The sequence below is a fragment of the Rathayibacter sp. AY1F4 genome, assembly GCF_002931775.1.
GTDB lineage: Bacteria > Actinomycetota > Actinomycetes > Actinomycetales > Microbacteriaceae > Rathayibacter.
Window position 1 is genome coordinate 18,254 of sequence record NZ_PSVE01000013.1, and the last position, 21,302, is coordinate 39,555.

The following is a 21,302-nucleotide window of genomic DNA, read 5'->3' on the forward strand; positions in this document are numbered from 1 at the left end:
ACCGCCCCCGAGGCGAACCAGCGATCCGCGTACCAACGGATCGCTGTAGCCGAACGCCCCCGCCCCTCAGAACGCACCCCGTCGAGAAGCCGACCGCGCCACGCCCGTCAGGGACGGGCGTGGAATCCAACTCACAGCACGTCGTCGCTCAGATCGATCGGGTTGCCGAAGCGGTGGTTCGTGATCGAGATCGCCTGCTCGCGGAGGAAGGGCAGCAGTTCGACGCGGCCGGCGGGGGTGACCGGGTCGGCGTAGACGGCGGTGTCGAGGGCGCCGCCGAGGGCTTCGGCGAGGGCGGTCGCGAGGGGGACGCGGGATCCGTCGGCGCGGGTGAGCGGGACCGGCGTGCCCGTGCTGCCGCGGGTCATGCCGGCGACGACGTCGGTGAAGGAGCCGGTCGAGTCGGACGATCGGCGGACGACGGCCTGCTGTCCGTGCGTCGGGCTGCCGGGGGCCTGCGGGCCCGCATAGCCGTCGACGCGGTCGGAGACGATGTCGCCGATGATGCGGATGCGCGGCGCCGTGATGCGGCCGGCCGCGGCGCGCTCGAGCCACTGGGCGTCGGTCTCAGCGACGATGCGCGGGACGAGGCCCGCCATCTCGGCGAGCTCGTCGCCGCCGAGCATCTCCTGGACCCGCGGCGGGAGCGGGAGGGACGTGGAGATGTCCATCCGGGAGCGGGTCAGCAGGCCCGCGGCGATGACGCGGAGGAGCTCTCCGAGGTCGCCGCCGTCGGCCAGGCGCAGCGCGATCGGCACGCGGAGGTAGCGGAACAGGTTCCGCTCGACGCCGACCTTCGAGATGTCGGTGACGACGCCGAATTCGGTCGCCCAGGCGAGCTGGTCGGAGAGGGCGGAGCGGCGGAGCAGGTCGAACTGCTCGAACCGGAGCGAGGACTGGGCCGCCTCGATGAACTGACGCGCGCGGTCGTCGAGGCCGCGCAGGTGCAGCGTCGAGGAGGAGCGCGCGGGCGAGGGCTTCCAGGAGCCGAGGCCGATGAGGTGGTTGGGCCCGCCCGCCTTCGCGCCGCCGCCGACGGACGAGCGCTTCCAGCCGCCGAAGGGCTGGCGCCGGACGATCGCTCCGGTGATGCCACGGTTGACGTAGAGGTTGCCCGCCTCGACCGAGTCGATCCAGAGGGCGAGCTCGTCGGCGTGCAGGGAGTGGAGCCCGGCCGTGAGCCCGTACTCGGTGCCGTTCTGCATCCGGACGGCGTCCTCGAGGGTCGCCGCGTGCATGATCCCGAGCACCGGGCCGAAGAACTCGGTGAGGTGGACGTAGCTGTCCTCGGTGACGCCCTCGCGGATCCCGGGGGACCAGAGCGTGCCGCTCTCGTCGAGGCGCTGCGGCTCGACGAGCCACGACTCGCCTCCGCCCAGCGTGGTGAGCGCGTGCAGGAGCTTGCCGGTGGGCTCCTCGATGAGCGGCCCCATCACCGCCGACGGGTCGTCGGGCCGGCCGACGCGGAGCGACGTGACGGCGTCGACCAGCTGGGCGCGGAAGCGCTTGGAGCGGGCGACCGACCCGACCAGGATCACCAGGGAGGCGGCGGAGCACTTCTGGCCGGCGTGCCCGAAGGCGCTGCGGACGATGTCGGCGACGGCGAGGTCGTAGTCGGCGTGGGGAGTGACGATGATCGCGTTCTTGCCGCTGGTCTCGGCCTGCAGTGCGAGGTCGGGCCGCCAGGAGCGGAAGCGGCGGGCGGTCTCGTAGGAGCCGGTGAGCAGCACGCGGTCCACGAGGGGGTCGGTGATCAGCGCCCGCCCCAGCTCCTCCTCGTCGAGGTCGACCAGGGCGAGGAGCTCCTGCGGGACGCCCGCGTCCCAGAGCGCCTCGACGAGCACAGCCGCCGAGCGGCGGGCCTGGGGCGCCGGCTTCACCACGACTCCGGAGCCGGCGGCGAGCGCCGCGAGGATCGATCCGGCCGGGATGGCGACCGGGAAGTTCCACGGCGGAGCGACGACGGTGACCCGCGCGGGGACGAAGGTGGCCCCGGTGACGGCGTCGAGCTCGCGGGCGCGGGTGGCGTAGTAGTGGGCGAAGTCGATGGCCTCGGAGACCTCGGGGTCGGCCTCGGCGATCGTCTTGCCGGTCTCGGAGGCCATCACCTCGATCAGGCGGTCGCGGTTCGCGGCGAGGACGAGGCCGGCGCGGTCGAGCACGGCCGCTCGGTCGTAGCCCAGGCGCTCGCCCCAGCGCTCCGCGCGGCGGGACACCGTGCGCAGCACCTCCTGGAGCTCCGCCTCGGTGCTCACGCGCGCGGCGTCGGCCGCGCCCGCTCCGATGGTCGAGCCGGCGATGCGCTCGGTGATGAGGCGCGCCCAGCGGCGGTTGCCGGGGAGGGCGGGGTCGGTGTCGGGCTCGTTGTGGAAGCCCGCGGTCGCGGCGGCGGCGCCGGAGCCGCGGCTGAGGCCGAGGACGGCCTGCGTCAGGCCAGCGGCGGCCGGGTCCTGCGCCCGCTCGCCGGCGCGGGCGTGCTCCTGCACGAGGCGGCGGCCGGAGCCGGAGGACCACTCCCGCAGGCGGTCCTGCGTGCGATTCGGCGGCGGGACGGAGTCGTCGAGGGCCTCGAGCGAGGCGCGGAAGCGGCCGAGCTCCCGCTGCAGAACCTCCTCGTCGTCGAGGCGGAACGCGGCCGAGAGGAAGTTCTCGGGGCTGCTGTTCTCCTCGAGCCGGCGGATGAGGTACGAGATCGCCACGTCGAACTCGTGCGGGTGCACGACGGGCGTGTAGAGGAGGAGGCGTCCCACGTCCTCGCGGACGGCGCGCGCCTGCCCGGTCGCCATCCCGAGCAGCATCTCGATCTCGACCGCGCCGGTCACCCCGCGCTCGGTCGCCGTGAGCCACGCCCAGGCGAGGTCGAAGAGGTTGTGCCCGGCGACGCCCACGCGCACCGCGTCGACGCGCTCCGGCCGCAGCGCCCGGTCGAGCAGGCGCTTGTAGTTCGTGTCGGCCTCCACCTTGCTGCCGACGGTCGCGAGCGGCCAGTCGTGCAGGGCCGCGTCGACCCGCTCCATCGCGAGGTTCGCGCCCTTCACGACGCGCACCTTGATCGGGGCTCCGCCGCGGGCCCGGCGCTCCTGCGCCCACTCGGTCAGCTCGTCGAGCACGCGGACGGAGTCGGGCAGGTAGGCCTGCAGGACGATGCCCGCCTCGAGGTCGAGCATGCCCGGCTGCTCGAGGAGGCGTCGGAACACGGCGACCGTCAGGTCGAGGTCGCGGTACTCCTCCATGTCGAGGTTGATGAAGGTAGGGTCGGCTCCGGACGCGGCGGCCTGGTAGAGCGGGGTGAGTCGCTCCACGACGCGGTCGACCTCCTCCTCGAAGGCCCACATCGACAGCTGGCTGACGACGCTCGAGACCTTGACGCTGACGTAGTCGACGTCCGGCCGCTCGAGCAGGCGGAGGGTCCCCTCGAGGCGCCGGCGGGCCTCGCGCTCGCCGAGCACGGCCTCGCCGAGGAGGTTGAGGTTGAGCCGGTCGCCGCCCTCGCGCAGCGCGGCGACGGCCGCGCCGAGACGGGCCTCCGAGGCGTCGACCACGAGGTGCCCGACGAGGCGGCGGAGGACCCGGCGGGCCGCGGGCACGACCACCCAGGGCAGCACGGGGCCGACGGCGCCGCCGGTGCTGATCGCGGCGCGCAGGTAGGAGGGGAGGAAGTCGGGCGTCTTCGCGGTGAGCGCCGCGAGGTTCTCGGCCGCGACCGAGAGGTCCTCGGGCCGGGCGACGCCGTCGACGAACCCGACGGTGAAGTCGAGTCCGTTCGGGTCCTGGAGCACGCCCGCGAGCCGCTGGGCGGCGGGCTCGACCGGGAACTCGCCGCTGCGCGCGATCCAGCGGCGGACCAGGGACTCGACGCGCTCGATCATCGGGCGGTCGTCGACCTCGGGCTCGGCGGGGGCGGGCGCGGCGAGCTCCGACTCCGACGCGGCGTCGGGCCCGCGCACGACCTCGTCCTGAGCGTCGCGCACGACCTCGTCCTCGTCCTGGATCTCGGACTCGCGCACGGCCTCGTCCTCAGCGTCGGACTCCTGCGCGTCCCGAGGCTCGGGCACGTCCTCGGATGCGGACTCCGGCGCCGGCTCGACCTCGGCCCCGCTCCCGGAGTCGCGGGCCTCACCTACCTCGACCTCGTCGTCCGACCCCGTGCCGCCCTCCGGCGTCCGACCACCGACCGTCGCGTCGACCCCGCTCCGCACGGCCGCGTCGTCGGGCCCGCGCTCCGGGTCGCTGCCGGGCACACCTGGGGTCGTCGACTGCTGCATCCTCCGAGGCTAAGCCCGACCCGCCGCCCGGACGCGGCGTGACGCGGTGGTCGCGCCGACTCGCCCGCGAGCCGCCCCTGTGGAGGAGCGGATCAGTGCCGGCGGTGGTCCTGGATGGTCATCCGCGGGCCGTGCCGCGGCTTCCTCGCTCCGCTGCAGCCGATCAGCCGGATGACCCGCTGCCGGTGCCCGCGCCACGGCTCGAGGAGCTCGAGCATGCCGTCGTCGTCGACCCCGAGCCGGCCCGTGAGCGCGAAGCCGACGGCCGCGGCCAGGTGGTAGTCGCCCACGCTGACCGCGTCCGGATCGCCGTGGGCGCGCATCATCACCTCGGACGCCGTCCACGGCCCGATCCCCGGCACCGACTGCAGCCGGCGGGCGACCTCGTCGCCGCCCCGCCCGAGCGCGAGGGTCCGCTCGAGGCCGGAGGCGACGAGCGCGGCGGTGAGGACGGTCCGCGAGCGCCGCGGATCCACTCCCGCGCGGTGCCAGTCCCACGAGGGCACGCGCCGCCACTGCTGCGCGCTCGGAGCCACGTGCAGAGCGACCGGCCCCGGGGCGGGCTCCCCGTGGAGGCGCACCAGCACCCGGTAGGCGCGCCACGCCTCCGTGCTCGTGACCTTCTGCTCGAGGACCGACGGCGCGAGCATCTCGAACACCAGGTTCGCGCGCGTGAGGCGCAGGCCCGACGAGCGGCGGAGCACCTCGGCGAGCGGCGCGTGGGCCGACAGGTCGAGCCCGCTCCAGTCGTCGCCGTGGCCGAGGAGCTCGGGGACCGCGTCGATCAGCCACTCCGCTCCCCTGCCCCAGGCGCGCGCGTGGACCGCGCCGTCCGCCGCCTGCCGCAGATGCAGCGTGCCCGGGCCGAGCGGCGTGCGGAACGCCCGCCAGAAGCCGGACGCGTCGAGGAGCATGGTCGGGTCGCCCGAGCCCCGCAGCAGCGTGCGGAGGGTGAGCGCGAGGCTCACCGGCTCCGACGGCGCGTAGACCGTCGCCCAGGAGGGCTCGGGAGCGGGGACGGGGATCGACACGCAGTGATGCTAACCGGCGGCTCCGACACCGGATCGGACGCTCCTCCGCAGAACCCCCATCCACGACGTGTTCGGAGCGACACGCCCGGCGGATTGGTTCAGACGGCGTGAACACATGCGCGGATCCGATCGCCCGTTTCCACTGGTCAGCAGGTCGATCCCGGGCGTAGCTTCGCGCTGTCGCGGCGGCGCTCCAGCCGCCCGGCACCCGCCTATCACTGGAGATGCGCACATGTTCGACACGACCTTCATCCGCAACGCGATCGTCAAGAGCTCTGAGACCGCTCTCGACCGTCGCCGCTTCTTCGAGGCCACCGGCGTCGCCGGCCTCGGCATCGGAGCCGCGGCCCTCGCCGCGCCCACCGCCTCCGCCGAGGAGGTCGCTGCCAGCGGCCCCAGCGACGCCTCGATCCTCAACTTCGCCCTGAACCTCGAGTACCTCGAGGCCGAGTTCTACCTCCGCGCCGTCTACGGCACCGGCCTCGGCGGCTCGGACGTGACCGGCAAGGGCACGCCCGGCGGCGTCATCGGCGGCCGCCCCGTCGACTTCAAGACCCCGTGGCTGAAGAGCTTCGCCACCGAGGTCGCGAACGACGAGAAGGCCCACGTGAAGTTCCTGCGGGCCGCGCTGGGCACCGCGAAGGTGGCCCGCCCGGCGATCAACCTGAAGGACAGCTTCAACTCCGCCGCCGTTGCGGCGGGGCTGATCAAGGCCGGTCAGTCGTTCGACCCGTTCGCGAGCGAGTCGAACTTCCTGCTCGGCGCCTTCGTCTTCGAGGACGTGGGAGTGACCGCCTACAAGGGCGCCGCCCCGCTCATCCAGTCGAAGACCTACCTCGACGCGGCCGCCGGCATCCTCGCGGTGGAGGCGTACCACGCGGGCGCGATCCGCTCGGCGATCTACGCCGCCGACCTGTCCGACTCGGCGAACAAGCTCTCCGACGCTCGCGACAGCCTCGACGGCAAGACCGACCTCGACCAGGGCGTCAAGGTCAACGGCGAGGCGAACATCGTCCCGACCGACGGCAGCTCCATCGCATTCAGCCGCACCCCGGGCCAGGTCCTCAACATCGTGTACCTGAACCCCGCGGCCGGGACGCGCACCGGCGGATTCTTCCCCCGCGGCGTCAACGGCGAGCTCGTCACGACCTAGTCCCACCAGCACCGAGCACGACGACGGGCCCTTCCTCGAGGCGGCGAGGAGGGGCCCGTCGTCGTCCGCGTGCACATCCGTTCACCGGGTCCTCTAACCTGAGCGGGTGAAGATCGGGATCCTGACCTCCGGTGGCGACTGCCCCGGCCTCAACGCCGTCATCCGCGGTGCCGTCTACAAGGGCATCAAGGTCTACGACCAGGAGTTCGTGGGCTTCCGGAACGGCTGGCGCGGAGTGGTCGACGGCGACCTCCTGCCGCTGGGCCGCCCCGAGATCCAGGGCATCGCCAAGCAGGGCGGCACGATCATCGGCACCAGCCGGACGAACCCCTTCGAGGGCGAGAACGGCGGCCCCGAGAAGATCGCCGAGATGATGGACCGCAACGGCATCGACTCGATCATCGCGATCGGCGGCGAGGGCACCCTGGCCGCGGCCAAGCGCCTCACGGACGCGGGCCTCAAGATCGTCGGCGTCCCGAAGACCATCGACAACGACCTCGGCGCCACCGACTACACCTTCGGCTTCGACACCGCCGTCGGCATCGCGACCGACGCGATGGACCGCCTCCGCACCACCGGCGACTCGCACGGCCGCTGCATGGTCGCCGAGGTCATGGGCCGCCACGTCGGCTGGATCGCCCTGCACTCCGGCATGGCCGCGGGCGCCCACGTCATCCTCATCCCGGAGAAGCGCACCTCCCTCGACCAGATCGTCGAGTGGGTGCAGAGCGCGCAGGACCGCGGGCGCGCACCGCTCGTCGTGGTCGCCGAGGGCTTCTCGCTCGACACGATGGACGACGCCCACTCCGAGCGCGGCCTCGACGCCTTCGGCCGGCCCCGCCTCGGCGGCATCGGCGAGCTGCTGGCCCCGCTCATCGAGGAGCGCACCGGCATCGAGACCCGCGCCACGACGCTCGGCCACATCCAGCGCGGAGGCACGCCCACCGCGTTCGACCGCGTCCTCGCGACCCGCCTGGGCATGGCCGCCATCGACTCCGTCGTCGCCGAGCACTGGGGCCGCATGGTCGCCCTGCGCGGCACCGACATCTACCACGTGGACTTCGCCGAGGCGCTCGGCACCCTCAAGACGGTCCCGGACGCCCGCTACGAGGAGGCGCGCACCCTCTTCGGGTAGCGCGCGCTCCCCGCGGAGCGGGTCAGCCCTTCGCGCCGTCCGGCGTCGCCGTGGCGACGATCTGCGCCCGCGCGAGGGTGTGGAAGTGCGCGTTGAAGCCGAGGATCGCCGGCGTCGACTCCGGGTCGAGGTCGAGCGACTCGACGTCGAGGGCGTGCACCACGAAGAAGTAGCGGTGCTCGCGGTCCGGCGGCGCCGCTCCGACGAACTGGCGCAGCCGCATCTCGTTGGGCAGCGTCTGCGCGCCCGCCGGGAGCAGCTCGAAGCCGGCGGCTCCGGCTCCCGTCGGGAGCTCCGTGGTGTCGGCCGGGAGGTTGTAGACGGCCCAGTGCCAGAAGCCGGAGCCGGTGGGCGCGTCGGGGTCGAACACCGTCACGGCGAAGCTCTTCGTCTCGGCGGGGGCTCCCGACCAGCGCAGGTGCGGCGAGACGTCCTCGCCGCCAGAGCCCTCGCCGTAGTGGCGGGCGGACAGGGGCGCACCGTCGGCGATGTCGTCGCTCTCGAGCGCGAAGGTCGGCACCTCGCCGAGGCGGGCGTAGGGGTCGTAGGTCCAGTCGGACATCCGGTTTCTCCGTTCGGGAAGGGCGGGCGGGGGCCCGCGCCCTCAGCCTAGGAACCCGGCGGTGCGCGCCGAAGGGCTTGCGGAGGGGGTCAGGACCCGAGATAGCGCCCGGGCCGGTGGTTGAACGCCAGGACCAGGTTGAGCACCACCACTCCCGCCGCCGAGATCAGCACGTTCAGCGGAGGCACCACCAGCAGCGCGGCCGCGACCACGCACGCGTCGAGCGCCATCATCACGTAGCCCGCCCGCCAGCCGAGCCGCTCCTGCGCGATCAGGGCGACGATGCTGAATCCGCCCAGGCTCGACCCGTGCCGGAAGAGGATCAGGAGGCCGATCCCCGCGAGCACGTCGCCCGTGAGGACGCCGTAGACGGGCTCGATCCGCAGCTCGCCGAACGCCAGCGGGTGCAGCCCCGCCAGGACCGAGACCAGCACGATCGAGAACATGGTCCGCAGCGTGAACCGCCAGCCCTTCTTCCACAGGGAGAGGGCGAGGAACGGCACGTTGACCGTGACGAGGATGACGCCGAACGGGATGTCGAGCGGGTACCCCAGCAGCAGCGCGAGACCCGCGGTGCCGCCCGTGACCGCCTGGCTCGCGCGCAGCAGGTAGAGGCCGAGCGACACGACGAACGCACCGGTGACGAGACCGAAGACGTCCTCGAGGCGGGAGTGCGGCACGGGGGCGGAGGCGTCGGGCACCCGACGATGCTGCCACACGCCGCGACCAGGTCCGGACGTCCTCGTAGGATGTGCCGGTGCTGCCGAAGATCCTGCTGTTCTACCGCTTCGTGCCGCTGGCCGACCCCGAGTCCGTGCGGCTGTGGCAGCGCGAGCTCTGCGAGTCGCTGGGCCTGCGCGGGCGCCTGCTGATCTCGGAGCACGGGGTGAACGGCACGCTGGGCGGCGGGATGGACGCCCTGAAGCGCTACGTCCGCCGCACCCGCGAGCACTCGGCCTTCCGCGGGCTCGAGGTGAAGTGGAGCGACGGCTCCGGGCTCGACGACGCTGGCCGCAGCCTCGACTTCCCCGGTCTCTCGGTGAAGGTGCGCGACGAGATCGTCTCGTTCGGCGCGCCCGACGAGCTGCGGGTCGACGCCGACGGGGTGGTCGGGACGGCGCCGCGGCTCGACCCGGACCAGCTGGACGCCCTGGTCGCCGAGCGCGACGACGTGGTGCTCTTCGACGGCCGCAACGCCTTCGAAGCCGAGATCGGCCGGTTCGAGGGGGCGATCGTGCCGGGAGTCTCCAGCACCCGCGAGTTCGTCGAGCAGCTCGACGCCGGCGTCTACGACCACCTCAAGGGCCGGCCCGTGGTCACGTACTGCACCGGCGGCATCCGCTGCGAGGTGCTGTCGAGCCTGATGACGGCGCGCGGCTTCGGCGAGGTGTACCAGCTCGACGGAGGCGTCGTCCGCTACGCCGAGGCGCGGCGCGACCGCGGTCTGTGGAAGGGGGCCCTGTACGTCTTCGACGGCCGCGGCTCCGTCTCCTTCTCCCCCGACGCCGAGGTGCTGGGCCGCTGCACCTCGTGCGCCGCGCCGACCAGCCGGATGCGCAACTGCACCGACCTCTCCTGCCGCGCCCAGCTCGTGGTCTGCGCCGACTGCGATGCGGCGGCCTGCGCCGCGCACGCGGGCCCTACGCTCGTGCCATGAGCATCGAAGCGCGCGGGCGCACCCTCGTCGACCTCCACACCGCCCCCGAGCTGCTGCAGGTGGTGAACGTCTGGGACGTGATCAGCGCGACCACGATCGCCGCGCTCCCGGACACCCGGGCGCTCGCGACCGCCAGCCACTCCATCGCCGCGGCGTTCGGCTACGAGGACGGCGAGCGGATCCCGCTGGAGCTGCACCTGGGCATGATCGAGCGCATCGTCGCCGCCGTCGAGGTCCCGGTCTCGGCCGACCTCGAGGCGGGCTACGGCGACGCGGGCGAGACGGTCCGGCGCGCGATCGGGATCGGCGTCGTGGGCGCGAACCTCGAGGACCAGGCGAAGCCGCTCCCGGAGGCGCTGCGAGCGGTCGAGAAGGCCGTCGCCGCGGCCGAGGAGGAGGCGGTGCCCTTCGCGCTCAACGCCCGCACGGACGTGTTCCTCCGCGCCGGCGACCGCGACCGCGGCGAGGTCCTGGCCGACGCCGTCGAGCGCGGCCGCGCCTACCTCGACGCCGGCGCCACCTGCTTCTTCGTCCCCGGGCTGCTCCAGGACGCCGAGCTGGAGTCCCTGGTCGCCACCCTCGGGCGGCAGCGCGTCAGCGTCATCGGCGTCCCCGGATCCCAGTCCCCCGCCCGCTTCGAGGAGCTCGGGCTGGCCCGCGTCTCCTACGGTCCGTGGACGCAGCGCGTCGCCCTGACGGCGCTCCAGGACGCGGCCGCCGCCCTCTACTCCGGCGGATCGCTCCCCGAGGGCACCCGGCCCCTGAACTGACCGCCCGGCCGCGGGCCCGCGGGCGTAGCGTGGGCCCATGTACCGAGCCATCGTCGTCGAGCGGCACTCCGACTCCGACACCGACACCCCCAACCGAGCCCGCCTCCTCGAGCGCGACGACCCCGACCGCTCGCACGGCGACGTGTCGATCGCCGTCGAGTACTCGAGCGTCAACTACAAGGACGCCCTGGCGCTGGCGGGGCGGCCCGGGATCGTGCGCCGCACCCCGCTCGTCGCCGGCATCGACCTGGTCGGCACCGTGGAGTACGCGGACGGCGAGGCGGGCGAGCGCTTCGACTCCGGCGACCGGGTGGTGCTCAACGGCGCCGGCCTCGGCGAGCGCCACGACGGCGGGCTCGCCGAGCGGGCCCGTGTCGACTCCGCGTCGCTGCTCCGGCTGCCCGGCGCGATCTCGGCGGCACGGGCTGGAGCGATCGGCACCGCGGGCTTCACGGCGATGCTGGCCGTGCTGGCGCTCGAGCGGCACGGCGTGCGGCCGGGCAGCGGTCCCGTCCTGGTGACGGGGGCCTCGGGAGGCGTGGGGTCGCTCGCCGTCGCGCTCCTGGCTCGCCTGGGCCACGAGGTCGTCGCCTCGACGGGCCGGCTCGGCGAGCACGGCGCTCTGCTCCAGCGCCTCGGCGCCTCCGACGTCATCGACCGCGCCGAGCTGCAGGAGGGCGGGAAGCCGCTGCAGTCCGAGCGCTGGGCGGGAGCGGTGGACTCCGCCGGCTCGCACACGCTCGCGAACGCCCTCGCGCAGACGCGGTGGGGCGGCACCGTGGCGGCGTGTGGTCTCGCGCAGGGGCCGGACCTGCCGGTGAGCGTGATGCCGTTCATCCTGCGCGGAGTGACGCTGGCCGGCATCAACTCGGTGGAGGCGCCGCGCAAGCTCCGCGAGGAGGCCTGGCGCCGCCTCGCCCACGACCTCGACCTGGAGCTGCTCGACGAGCTGACGACGACGGTGCCGCTCGACGGGGCGGTCGACGCGGCCGAGGACGTGCTCGCCGGCCGCTCGCACGGTCGGACGCTGGTGGACGTCCGCGCCTGAGGGCACGGCGTCGGCGGAGGGCGTCCACCCGCCTCGAGCGTGGAGGACGGGGCGCCTCGGCCGGCGCTGCGTGGCTGCTGCTCGTGCGGCGGTGCGCTACTCCGCGGCCTCGGTGGCGCCGCTCGGCTCGGCCGACGCGTGACCGACGGAGGAGTCGGGGCGCGCGGCGCGGGGTTTCGCCGGCGTCCGGGGCTTCGGCGCGGGCTTAGCGGCCGGAGCCGGCTTCGCGGGGGCGGGCTCGGCGGGCTTCGATCCCGCGGGCTTCGGCTCCGCGGGCTTCGGCTCGGCGGGCTTCACCGGAGCTGCGGAGTCGATCGGCTCGGAGCCGATGACGTCCACGGGCGCGGGACCCCCGGACCCGGCCGACGTGCTCGCGGCGGTCCGAGCATTCGTCTTCGGAGCGGCCTTCGGCGTCACCTTCGGGCTCTTCGGAGCGGCCCCCGCTGCTGACTCCGTCGGAGCCGCGACGTCCTCCCCGGCGCCGTCCGCCTCCGGAGCCGCGGCCGCCGCGGTCGCCGCGGTCCCGCCGCTCGCCGCCTCCCGGCCCTCGACCACCGTCGCCGGACCCGCCGCCTCCGCGGCCACGGCCGCGGCCTCCGCGGCCTTCGCCTTCTTCTTCGCGCGCTTCTCCGCGGCGGCCGCCTGGGCCCGCTCCGCCTGCTCGGCGACCTCGGGGACGATCACGAGGTCGTCGGTCTCGATCACGGGGATCGCCGCGGTCGTCGTCCCCAGCTGGAGGGCCGCGATCAGCTCGGGAGCGTGCTTGGTGCTCACGATCAGGCGGGAGTAGTCCTCGTCGACCAGGTCGATCACGACGGCCGAGGCGGTGCGCTTGATCAGCAGGAAGTCCTTGCCGCCGTGGAACTTCCACGTGCCGGCTGCGAGCGTGAGCGGCACCGCGGTGCCCGGCGCGCGGATGCCCCGGACCCAGATCCAGGGGTCCTCGGTGACCGTCGCCGAGCGGATGCTCGACCGGTCGACGACGACGTCGCTGCGGTGGAACGCGAGCAGTCGCTCGGCCGCGGTGAGGCGGAGTTCGAGGCGGTCGGGGAGCACGGTCACGACGGGCATGCCTCTAGTCTGCCCCGCCGCCCGCCGCCGGGTCAGCGCCGGATCGCACAACGATGCCCCGCCGCTCGCGTGGGTGGCAGCATGGTCGGATGCCGATGGATCCGGACGAGGCGCGCCTCCTCGACGCGCTGCTGGCCGAGCGGCAGGCCGAGACGCGCGACGAGGCGGCCCGGCTCGAGGCCTCGCTGGCCGAGCTCCTGCGCGACCGTGCCGACGGCACCGCCGATGACGAGCACGACCCGGAGGGCACGCCGCTCTCGGCCGAGTGGTCGCGGATGGCCGGAGTCCGCGACGCTCTCGCCCGCACGGCGCGCGAGCTCGACGCCGCTCGCGCCCGCCTCGGCTTCGGCGGCTACGGGGACTGCGCCTCGTGCGGCCGCCCGATCGGGGCCGCCCGCCTCGCCGCCCGGCCCACGGCCGAGCTCTGCATCGACTGCGCCCGTCTGGCGGAGTCGCGCATCCGCTGACACCCCGCGAGGCGAGCCTGCGGCGAACCCTCCGCCTGAAGGCCCCCACAGATCCCGGCGTGCGGAAACCCGGTTTCTCCTGCGAGCATTCACATCCGGTCGCGTCCCTCGAACAGGTCTGACGGACCACCCCTCCCCCCTCTGCTCGAAAGGCACTCCTGCGATGACCGAGACGTCGACCGCCCGATCGACCGGCGCCCCTCCCGCCCCCGACAAGCGCGCCTGGCGCTCGCTGATCGTCCTGCTCGCGGGCATGTTCATCGCCCTGCTCGACACGACCATCGTGAACGTGGCGCTGCCCACCATCCGCACCACGCTCGACGCCTCCGAGTCGACGCTCTCCTGGATCATCTCCGGCTACGCCCTCGCGTTCGGCCTCGCCCTGATCCCCGCCGGCCGCCTCGGCGACCGCTTCGGGCACAAGTGGGTCTTCGTCAGCGGCATCGCCCTCTTCACCGTCGCCAGCTTCGCGTGCGGACTGGCCGCGGACGACACCCAGCTCGTCATCGCCCGCATCGTGCAGGGCCTGGCGGGCGGCGTCTTCGTCCCGGCGGTCAACGCCTACATCCAGCTCCTCTTCCGCGGTCCCTCGCGCGGCAAGGCCTTCGCGGTGATGGGTGCGGTCCTCGGCGTCTCGTCGGCGCTCGGCCCGATCATCGGCGGCCTGATCATCCAGGCCTTCGGCGACGAGAACGGCTGGCGCCTGGTCTTCTGGGTGAACCTGCCCATCGGCGTCGCGACCCTGATCGCCGCCGCGGTCCTCCTCCCCGCCCGTCGCGACCTCGAGGCCGGCGACCGCGCCCCGAGCGGAGGCGTCGACTGGCTCGGCCTCGTGCTCGTCTCCGGCGGCCTGGTCGCCCTGCTCGTCCCGCTCATCCAGGGCGAGGACGAGGGCTGGCCACTGTGGACCTTCCTCTCGATCGGCGGCGGAGTCCTGCTCCTCGCCGCGTTCGGCGCCTGGGAGGTCCTCCACGTCCGCCGCGGCCGCGCTCCCCTGGTGCCGCCGTCGCTGTTCCGCCACCCGGCCTTCACCGGAGGCGTGATCCTCGCGCTGGTCTACTTCGCGGCCTTCACGAGCATCTTCTTCACCATCTCGCTGCTCTGGCAGTCGGGCCTCGGCCACACCGCGCTCGAGTCGGGACTGGTGTCGATCCCCTTCGCGATCGGCAGCATCATCAGCTCCTCGCAGAGCAACCGGATGACCGCGCGCCTGGGGCGCAACGTCCTGGTGATGGGCAGCGGGCTCCTCGCCGTCGGGCTCGGCTGGGTCTGGCTGGTGCTGCTGACCGCGACCCCGGACTCGATCAGCAACTGGCAGCTCCTGCCGCCGCTGCTGATCGCGGGCCTCGGCAACGGCTTCTTCATCGCCCCGAACGTGCAGTTCATCGTCTCGACCGTCGACCCGCAGGACGCGGGCGCGGCGAGCGGCGTGATCTCGGCGATCCAGCGCATCGGCTCGGCCGTGGGCATCGCGGTCATCGGCAGCGTGCTGTTCGGGAGCCTCGTCATCACGGGTCCGGACACGGTCGCCTCGGGCTTCCTCGACGCCGCGGCTCCCGCGATGCTCCTCAGCACCCTGATGGCGGTCGCCGCCTTCGCGCTGGTGTTCGTGCTGCCGAGGTCGGTCTCGCGCCGGGGCTGAGGGCCCCTGCCCGGTCGCCGCACGCCGGCGGCCGGGCGCGCGGGACGTCCGCCGCTCCGGTGCGGCGGGCGCCTCCCGCCTGATCCGCGGGTGGCCCCGGAGCCTACGCCCGAGCGGCCGCCGCGGCCTTCGCCGCCGCCGGCAGCGCGTCCACGATGCGCCCGATCGCCGCGTCGTCGTGCGCGGCCGAGACGAACCAGGCCTCGTACACCGACGGCGGCAGCGAGACGCCCGCGTCGAGCATCGCGTGGAAGAACGCCGGGTATCGGAACGACTCCTGCGCCTGGACCTCGGCGTAGTCGCGCACCGGCCGGCCCAGGTCCGTGAACATGAAGCTGAAGAGGCTGCCGGCCGTCTGCACCGTGTGCGCGACGCCCTCGGCCGTCAGCGCCGCCGACACCTCGCGCTGGAGGGTCAGCGCCGTGGCGTCCAGCGAGGCGTAGACCGCGTCGTCGGCCAGCTGCAGCGTCCGGATGCCCGCGGCCACCGCGACCGGGTTCCCGGAGAGGGTGCCCGCCTGGTACACCGGCCCGAGCGGCGCCAGATGATCCATGACGTCCGCACGGCCGCCGAGAGCCGCGACCGGCATCCCTCCGCCGATGACCTTGCCGAAGGTGTAGAGGTCGGCCCGGTACGGAGCCTCGGCGCCGCGGTTCTCGAGCCCCCACCAGCCGCCGGCGCTCACGCGGAAGCCGGTCAGCACCTCGTCCATGATCAGCAGCGAGCCGTTCGCGTGCACGAGCTCGGCGAGGGCCGCGTTGAAGCCCGCGTCCGGAGCGACGACGCCCATGTTGGCGGCCGCGGCCTCGGTGATGACCGCCGCGATGTCGGCGCCGCGCTCGGCCAGGACCGTGCGCACCGCCTCGAGGTCGTTGTACGGCAGCACGATCGTCTGGGCCGCGGTCGCGGCCGTGACGCCGGCGGAGGCGGGCAGCGAGAGGGTCGCGAGACCGGAGCCGGCATCGGCGAGCAGCCCGTCGGAGTGGCCGTGGTAGTGGCCGGAGAACTTGATCAGCAGGTCGCGGCCGGTGACGCCGCGGGCGAGGCGGATCGCCGTCATCGTCGCCTCGGTGCCGGTGGAGACCAGGCGGAGCTTCTCGATCGGCGAGACTCCCCCGGCCGTGATCCGCGCCTCGACCAGCTCGGCGAGGTCGGTCTCGGCGGGAGTGGACGCGCCGAACGAGAGACCGCGGGCGGCCGCCTCCTGCACCGCCGCGACGACCTCGGGGTGCGCGTGCCCGAGGACGGCAGGGCCCCAGGAGCAGACGAGGTCGACGTACTCGCGCCCGTCCGCGTCCGTGATGTACGGGCCGGCGGCCGAGACCATGAAGCGCGGGGTCCCGCCGACCGAGCGGAACGCTCTGACGGGCGAGTTGACGCCTCCGGGGATCGCGTGCCGGGCACGCTCGTACAGGGTGTCGTTCGCCGAGGTGGTCACCCCTCCAGGGTACGCGCGCCGCCCGGCGCCCTCGCGCCGGAGGAGCGCTTTCTGACGAGATGCCGAGGCTCGCTCCCGGGAGGAGGAGCGGCTACTTCAGCAGGTCGCGAGCGATCTCGACGGCCCAGTACGTGAGAACCGCGTCGGCCCCCGCGCGGAGGATCCCCGTGACCGACTCCAGGATCGCGGGCTCGCGCGAGATCCAGCCGTTCGCGGCGGCGGCCTCGATCATCGCGTACTCCCCCGACACCTGGTACGCCCAGACCGGCACGTCCGAGACGGAGGCGACGTCCGAGAGCACGTCGAGGTAGCTCATGGCCGGCTTCACCATCACCACGTCGGCGCCCTCGGCGAGGTCGAGGGTCGCCTCGCGCAGGCCCTCGCGGCGGTTCGCCGGGTCCTGCTGGTAGGTGCGGCGATCGCCCTCGAGCGTGGACTGTACGGCCTCGCGGAACGGACCGTAGAAGCTGGAGGCGTACTTCGCCGAGTACGCGAGGATCGCGGTGTCCAGGTGCCCGGCACCGTCGAGAGCGGCGCGGATCGCTCCGACCTGGCCGTCCATCATCCCCGAGAGCCCGAGCAGGTGGGAGCCGGCCTCGGCCTGGGCGAGCGCCATCTCCTCGTAGCGGAGGAGCGTGGCGTCGTTGTCGACGCGCCCGCGGTCGTCGAGGACGCCGCAGTGGCCGTGGTCGGTGAACTCGTCCAGGCACAGGTCGGTCTGCACGACCAGCGCGTCGCCGACCTCCCCCACGACGACCCGCGTCGCGGCGTTGAGCACGCCGTCGGGGTCGGTCGCACCGGAGCCGACCGCGTCGCGCGTGGTGGGCACGCCGAACAGCATCACGCCGCCGATCCCCGCCTCGGCCGCCTCCGTCACCGCTCCGCGGACGCTGTCCAGCGAGTGGTGCATGACCCCCGGCATCGACCCGATCGGCCGGGCCTCGGTGATCCCCTCGGCCACGAAGAGGGGCAGGATCAGCTGCGCCGGGTGGATGCGCGTCTCCTGGACGAGGCGGCGGAGTGCGGGGGTCGTGCGGAGGCGGCGCGGGCGGATGGCAGTCATGTCCTCCAGCGTAATCCCGCCCCGCCGAGCACCTCCCGGGAGCGCGGACGCCCCACCCTGTGGAGGTGCTCCTGACGCACGATGTCAGCCGAGAGGCGGGTCCCTGGCCTGTGGGGCACGGCCCGCCCCTCCCGGCCGACGTCGTGCCGGGGAGGCGGCTCAGCGGGGAGCGCGCTCCGTGGCGACGGCGGCGACCGCGTCGATGAGGGAGGAGGCCGAGCGCTCGTCGGCGACGACGTCGACGCGCAGGCCGAAGGCGCGGGCGTCCTTCGCGGTCTGCGGGCCGATCGCGGCGACGAGGATCGACTCGGGCACCGGGCCGAGCTGCTTCTGGACCTGCTCCGCGACGCTGCCCGAGGTGACGAGGATCGCGTGCACGGCTCCGCCGGCGACATCCGCCACGACGCGCTCCTCCACCGGGACGCCGACCGTGCGGTAGGCGACCACGGAGCGCACGTCGTGCCCGATGCGGGTGAGGCCCTCGGTGAGCAGCGGCTTGGCGATCTCGGACCGCAGCGTCAGCACGCGCAGGGGGTGCCGGCCGCCGGTGGCCTCCTCCCACTCGGCCAGGAGGCCGCGGGCGGAGTTGTCCTCGGAGGGGACGAGGTCGACGGAGTACCCGGCGGCGACGAGCGCGGCCGCCGTGGTCTCGCCGACCGCCGCCACCTTGGTGCTCGCGGGCACGGTGGTGCGCAGGAGGGAGAGGACGTCGACCGTGGTGGCGCTCGTGACGGTCATCCAGTCGAAGGCGCCGGCCTCGAGGTCGGCGAGGGCCTGCTCGAGCGCGGGGAAGTCGTCGGTCGGCGCGAAGTTGATCATCGGAGCGACGACGGGCGAGGCTCCCTTGGCACGGAGAGCGGCGGCGACACCGTCCCCCCACGGGCCTCCGCGGGGGACGAGGATGCGCCACCCCTGCAACGGCTTCTCCCACTGGGAGTAGGCGGCGGGGACGATCACGAAGGGGCTCCCAGGGGTGCGAGTTCGGCGGCACCCGCACCGAGAAGCGCGTCAGCGAGCAGAGAGCCGCAACGGAACGCGGCTTCGACGACGGGCAGTTCGCGACCACCATACTGCGGATCCGCCCGGTGTCGACCACCGCCGACCGAACCGTTATCGACCGGCTCCGCGACCTCCTGTGCGAGGGACGCCGTGCCGTCGACGGCGAAGACCACGCCGTGCAGGACCACGCGGTCCTCCTCGACGACCGCGGAGGCTCCGATCGGAGCGGCGCACCCGGCCTCGAGGGAGGCGAGGAGCGACCGCTCGGCCGTGATCGCCGCGCGGGTCGGCACGTGCTCGACCGCCGCGAGAGCGGCGCGCAGCTCCTCCGACGGCTCCTCGTCGCGCACCTCGATGGCCAGCGCTCCCTGACCGGGGGCGTGCGGCGAGACGTCGAAGCCGAGCACCTCGGTGATCGCGTCGACCCGGCCGAGCCGGCGCAGGCCGGACAGGGCGAGCACGATCGCGTCCAGCGGCGAGTCGCTGCCGGGCAGCACCCTCCGGAGCCGGGTGTCGATGTTGCCGCGGATGTCCACGATCTCGAGATCCGGACGGGCGGCCAGCAGCGCCGCGCGCCGGCGGGGCGAGCCCGTGCCCACGCGGGCTCCGACCGGCAGGGTCGCCAGGGTGAGCCCGTCGCGGGCGCAGAGCGCGTCGCGCGGGTCCTCCCGCTCGGGGACCGCTCCGAGCAGCAGGCCCTCCACCGGAGCGGTGGGCAGGTCCTTCAGCGAGTGCACGATCGCATCGCAGCGCCCGGCGAGCAGCGCGTCGCGCAGGGCGCTGACGAACACGCCGGTGCCCCCGAGGGAGGCGAGCGAGCCGCGCATGCGGTCGCCGTCCGACTCGATGCGCACCAGCTCCACGGGGACCCCCGCGGCGGCCGACATCAGATCGGCCGTCATCCGGGTCTGCGCCACCGCGAGCGCGCTCGCGCGGGTGCCGACTCTGATGCTCACGACAGACGACTCCTCATCACGGTGCGACTCCCGCCAGGGCGGGCTTGAACCCCGCTCGCACGTTCTCGCAGCAGCCGGGGCGGCAGACGTCGTACCAGGGGCCGAGCGCCGTCATCGAGGGCCGGTCCTCGGTCGGCACGCCGTTGACGCGCTCGAGGACCAGGTCGATCAGGCCGGAGACGTAGACCGGGTCCGTGCCGGGGGTCGCGACGCGGAGCGCGACGAGTCCGTGCTCCTCCGAGGTCTCGAGGGCCTCGTTGTCGAGGTCCCACATGACCTCCATGTGGTCGGACACGAAGCCGAGCGGGACGATCAGCAGCGCGCGGCGGCCGCGGGCCGGCAGCTCCGCGATGGCGTCGTTGATGTCCGGCTCGAGCCAGGGCTGGGTGGGCGGACCGGAGCGCGACTGGTAGACCAGCTGCCAGGGCACGTCCTCGTCCGTGGCGGCGGCCATGACGACCTCGGCGACGGCGAGGTGCTGCGCCTCGTAGGCGCCGCCCGGTCCGAACTCGTGCACGTCGACGACGGTGCCGTCGTCGTGGCGTTCGTGCGGTCCGCTGCGCTCGGCGTCGGCCATGGGGATCGAGTGCGTCGAGAACAGCACCTCCACCTCGGACGTGACATCGAGGTCGGGCATCCGCTCGCGCAGCTCGTCGAGCCCGTCGTGGACGGCCTTGACGAACGGCATGACGAAGCCGGGGTGGTCGAAGAACTGGCGCACCTTGTCGATCCGCAGCTCGCCCTCGAGGCCGGTCGCGTCGAGCGCCGCCGCGTAGTCCTCGCGGTACTGCCTGCAGGACGAGAAGGAGGAGTACGCGCTGGTGGCGATGGCGAGCAGGTTGGTGAACCCGCGCTCCTTCGCCTCGGCGACGGCCTCGCTCATGTAGGGCGCCCAGTTGCGGTTGCCCCAGAGCACGGGGAGGTCGATGCCGCGGTTCGCGAGCTCGGCCTCGAGCGCCTTCTTCAACGCACGGTTCTGCGCGTTGATCGGGCTGACGCCGCCGAAGTGGCGGTAGTGGTGGGCGACCTCCTCGAGGCGCTCCTCCGGGATGCCGCGGCCGCGGGTGACGTTGCGGAGGAACGGGATGACGTCGTCCTGGCCCTCGGGCCCGCCGAAGCCGGCGAGGAGGATCGCGTCGTAGGCCACGGGGACCTCGACGTGCTCGGGGCCGGACGCCGCCGCAGGGGTGGCGCCGCGGACGAGGATCGGCTCGCTGGTCGTGTCGCTCATCGGAGCACCTCGGCGATCTGGTCGGCGTCGATGCGCCGTCCTGTGTAGAAGGGGACTTCCTCGCGCACGTGGCGGCGGGCCTCGGTGGCGCGCAGGTCGCGCATGAGGTCGACGAGGTTGACGAGCTCCTCGTCCTCGAGGGCGAGGATCCACTCGTAGTCGCCGAGCGAGAACGAGGCGACCGTGTTGGTCAGGACGGAGCGGAACCGCGAGCCCTGGCGCCCGTGCTGGGCGAGCATCGCGCGACGCTCCTCCTCGGGGAGGATGTACCACTCGTAGGAGCGGACGAAGGGGTAGACCGTGAGCCAGCGGGCCGGCGCCTTCCCGCGCATGTAGGCGGGGAGGTGGTTCGAGCTGAACTCGGCGTCGCGGTGCACGCCCATCGCGTTCCACGTCGGCAGGAGGCCGACCAGCAGCTCCGTGCGCCGCAGCTCGCGGTAGGCGCGCTGCAGCTCCTCGGGCGCCGGGCCCGTGAGCCACAGCATGATGTCGGCGTCGGCGCGCAGGGCCGAGACGTCGTAGGTGCCGCGGACGGTCACGCCCTCGCCCTCGAGCTGGGCGACGAGGTGCTCGTACTGCTTCACCGCGGGATCCACGGCGTCGCTGGAGAGGGTGAACGGACGTGCGGGATCCCTGCGGAGAACCGCCCAGAGCGTGTATCCCAGGGCCTGATCGGAGTGATCCTGATCGGCGGGGGGCTGCGGCGCCGGAGCGGCGGCGCTCGTGTCGGGGGCGGACTGAACGGGACCCGCCGTGCCGGCGGTCTGATCGGTCATTGATCCATCATCCCTCCGCTCGTGCCGATGCACAAAAG

Annotated in this window: 18 protein-coding genes; 7 read left to right on the forward strand and 11 right to left on the reverse strand. The window is 73.7% G+C overall.

All coding sequences use genetic code 11. The annotated features are described in order from the left end of the window. Positions 1 to 131: 131 nt before the first annotated feature. On the reverse strand, positions 132 to 3,869 hold the full coding sequence (locus C5C59_RS09660) for a proline dehydrogenase family protein (RefSeq protein ID WP_104237677.1): 3,738 nt from the start codon (positions 3,867 to 3,869) through the stop codon (positions 132 to 134). Between the two features lie 488 nt (positions 3,870 to 4,357). Continuing rightward, the gene (locus C5C59_RS09665) at positions 4,358 to 5,296 is read right to left on the reverse strand and encodes a DNA-3-methyladenine glycosylase (protein ID WP_258062689.1); all 939 of its coding nucleotides are present in this window, start codon (positions 5,294 to 5,296) and stop codon (positions 4,358 to 4,360) included. Between the two features lie 232 nt (positions 5,297 to 5,528). Here C5C59_RS09665 and C5C59_RS09670 point away from each other — a divergent pair, with 232 nt between their 5' ends. Both C5C59_RS09670 and C5C59_RS09675 read left to right on the forward strand, forming a co-directional pair. Beyond that, positions 5,529 to 6,449, forward strand: a complete 921-nt coding sequence (locus tag C5C59_RS09670) for a ferritin-like domain-containing protein (RefSeq protein WP_104237633.1) — start codon at positions 5,529 to 5,531, stop codon at positions 6,447 to 6,449. A 106-nt stretch (positions 6,450 to 6,555) separates the two neighbouring features. Beyond that, positions 6,556 to 7,584: a 6-phosphofructokinase gene (locus C5C59_RS09675; RefSeq protein ID WP_104237632.1), complete on the forward strand. Its 1,029-nt coding sequence runs from the start codon at positions 6,556 to 6,558 to the stop codon at positions 7,582 to 7,584. A 22-nt stretch (positions 7,585 to 7,606) separates the two neighbouring features. Here C5C59_RS09675 and C5C59_RS09680 read toward each other — a convergent pair whose 3' ends face one another. Together C5C59_RS09680 and C5C59_RS09685 are read right to left on the reverse strand one after the other, a co-directional pair. Beyond that, on the reverse strand, positions 7,607 to 8,146 hold the full coding sequence (locus C5C59_RS09680) for a YbhB/YbcL family Raf kinase inhibitor-like protein (RefSeq protein ID WP_104222867.1): 540 nt from the start codon (positions 8,144 to 8,146) through the stop codon (positions 7,607 to 7,609). An 89-nt stretch (positions 8,147 to 8,235) separates the two neighbouring features. Further along, entirely contained in the window at positions 8,236 to 8,847 is a 612-nt protein-coding gene (locus tag C5C59_RS09685) for a YitT family protein (RefSeq protein ID WP_244230588.1), read from the reverse strand. Positions 8,848 to 8,903: 56 nt separating this feature from the next. Between C5C59_RS09685 and C5C59_RS09690 the strand changes: the two genes are divergently transcribed. Genes C5C59_RS09690 through C5C59_RS09700 form a run of 3 tightly spaced genes read left to right on the forward strand, consistent with a single transcriptional unit; the run spans position 8,904 to position 11,621 of the window. After that, complete coding sequence (locus C5C59_RS09690) at positions 8,904 to 9,803, forward strand: rhodanese-related sulfurtransferase (RefSeq protein ID WP_104237631.1); 900 nt, start codon at positions 8,904 to 8,906, stop codon at positions 9,801 to 9,803. Further along, positions 9,800 to 10,573 carry an isocitrate lyase/phosphoenolpyruvate mutase family protein gene (locus C5C59_RS09695; protein WP_104237630.1) on the forward strand — a complete coding sequence of 258 codons (774 nt, stop codon included), beginning with the start codon at positions 9,800 to 9,802 and terminating at the stop codon, positions 10,571 to 10,573. Before C5C59_RS09690 ends, C5C59_RS09695 begins: the two co-directional genes overlap by 4 nt. A 37-nt stretch (positions 10,574 to 10,610) precedes the next feature. Next, on the forward strand, positions 10,611 to 11,621 hold the full coding sequence (locus C5C59_RS09700) for an MDR family oxidoreductase (protein WP_104237629.1): 1,011 nt from the start codon (positions 10,611 to 10,613) through the stop codon (positions 11,619 to 11,621). Positions 11,622 to 11,717: 96 nt separating this feature from the next. Here C5C59_RS09700 and C5C59_RS17570 read toward each other — a convergent pair whose 3' ends face one another. Then, positions 11,718 to 12,692 carry a hypothetical protein gene (locus C5C59_RS17570; RefSeq protein ID WP_258062690.1) on the reverse strand — a complete coding sequence of 325 codons (975 nt, stop codon included), beginning with the start codon at positions 12,690 to 12,692 and terminating at the stop codon, positions 11,718 to 11,720. A gap of 89 nt (positions 12,693 to 12,781) precedes the next feature. Here C5C59_RS17570 and C5C59_RS09710 point away from each other — a divergent pair, with 89 nt between their 5' ends. After that, a complete protein-coding gene (locus C5C59_RS09710; protein WP_258062691.1) occupies positions 12,782 to 13,159 on the forward strand; it encodes a TraR/DksA C4-type zinc finger protein in 378 nt (125 codons plus the stop codon). Positions 13,160 to 13,322: 163 nt separating this feature from the next. After that, positions 13,323 to 14,801, forward strand: coding sequence for an MFS transporter (locus C5C59_RS09715; protein WP_104237628.1), 1,479 nt, complete (start codon positions 13,323 to 13,325; stop codon positions 14,799 to 14,801). Between the two features lie 103 nt (positions 14,802 to 14,904). Here C5C59_RS09715 and hemL read toward each other — a convergent pair whose 3' ends face one another. The 6 genes from hemL to hemQ all read right to left on the reverse strand — a co-directional run bounded on the left by hemL (position 14,905) and on the right by hemQ (position 21,264). Then, positions 14,905 to 16,239 (reverse strand): glutamate-1-semialdehyde 2,1-aminomutase, encoded by a 1,335-nt coding sequence (gene hemL, locus C5C59_RS09720; protein ID WP_104237627.1) that lies wholly within the window; start codon positions 16,237 to 16,239, stop codon positions 14,905 to 14,907. Positions 16,240 to 16,330: 91 nt separating this feature from the next. Further along, entirely contained in the window at positions 16,331 to 17,302 is a 972-nt protein-coding gene (hemB, locus tag C5C59_RS09725) for a porphobilinogen synthase (protein ID WP_104237626.1), read from the reverse strand. Between the two features lie 159 nt (positions 17,303 to 17,461). Beyond that, entirely contained in the window at positions 17,462 to 18,256 is a 795-nt protein-coding gene (locus tag C5C59_RS09730; RefSeq protein ID WP_104222950.1) for a uroporphyrinogen-III synthase, read from the reverse strand. Next, positions 18,256 to 19,257: a hydroxymethylbilane synthase gene (gene hemC, locus C5C59_RS09735; protein WP_104237625.1), complete on the reverse strand. Its 1,002-nt coding sequence runs from the start codon at positions 19,255 to 19,257 to the stop codon at positions 18,256 to 18,258. The genes C5C59_RS09730 and hemC overlap by 1 nt, the downstream gene beginning before the upstream one ends. Before the next feature lie 16 nt (positions 19,258 to 19,273). Continuing rightward, a complete protein-coding gene (locus C5C59_RS09740) occupies positions 19,274 to 20,488 on the reverse strand; it encodes a ferrochelatase (protein ID WP_104226143.1) in 1,215 nt (404 codons plus the stop codon). Beyond that, positions 20,485 to 21,264 carry a hydrogen peroxide-dependent heme synthase gene (gene hemQ, locus C5C59_RS09745; protein WP_104233087.1) on the reverse strand — a complete coding sequence of 260 codons (780 nt, stop codon included), beginning with the start codon at positions 21,262 to 21,264 and terminating at the stop codon, positions 20,485 to 20,487. Before hemQ ends, C5C59_RS09740 begins: the two co-directional genes overlap by 4 nt. Positions 21,265 to 21,302: the final 38 nt, after the last annotated feature.

What these genes read in the sequence shown, in the direction of transcription:
- C5C59_RS09660 (WP_104237677.1), bottom strand. Translation starts at nt 3,869, where the DNA reads ATGATCGAGCGCGTCGAGTCCCTGGTCCGCCGCTGGATCGCGCGCAGC.
- C5C59_RS09670 (WP_104237633.1), top strand. Translation starts at nt 5,529, where the DNA reads ATGTTCGACACGACCTTCATCCGCAACGCGATCGTCAAGAGCTCTGAG.
- C5C59_RS09680 (WP_104222867.1), bottom strand. Translation starts at nt 8,146, where the DNA reads ATGTCCGACTGGACCTACGACCCCTACGCCCGCCTCGGCGAGGTGCCG.
- C5C59_RS09695 (WP_104237630.1), top strand. Translation starts at nt 9,800, where the DNA reads ATGAGCATCGAAGCGCGCGGGCGCACCCTCGTCGACCTCCACACCGCC.
- C5C59_RS09700 (WP_104237629.1), top strand. Translation starts at nt 10,611, where the DNA reads ATGTACCGAGCCATCGTCGTCGAGCGGCACTCCGACTCCGACACCGAC.
- C5C59_RS17570 (WP_258062690.1), bottom strand. Translation starts at nt 12,692, where the DNA reads ATGCCCGTCGTGACCGTGCTCCCCGACCGCCTCGAACTCCGCCTCACC.
- C5C59_RS09710 (WP_258062691.1), top strand. Translation starts at nt 12,782, where the DNA reads ATGCCGATGGATCCGGACGAGGCGCGCCTCCTCGACGCGCTGCTGGCC.
- C5C59_RS09715 (WP_104237628.1), top strand. Translation starts at nt 13,323, where the DNA reads ATGACCGAGACGTCGACCGCCCGATCGACCGGCGCCCCTCCCGCCCCC.
- hemB (WP_104237626.1), bottom strand. Translation starts at nt 17,302, where the DNA reads ATGACTGCCATCCGCCCGCGCCGCCTCCGCACGACCCCCGCACTCCGC.
- C5C59_RS09740 (WP_104226143.1), bottom strand. Translation starts at nt 20,488, where the DNA reads ATGAGCGACACGACCAGCGAGCCGATCCTCGTCCGCGGCGCCACCCCT.
- hemQ (WP_104233087.1), bottom strand. Translation starts at nt 21,264, where the DNA reads ATGACCGATCAGACCGCCGGCACGGCGGGTCCCGTTCAGTCCGCCCCC.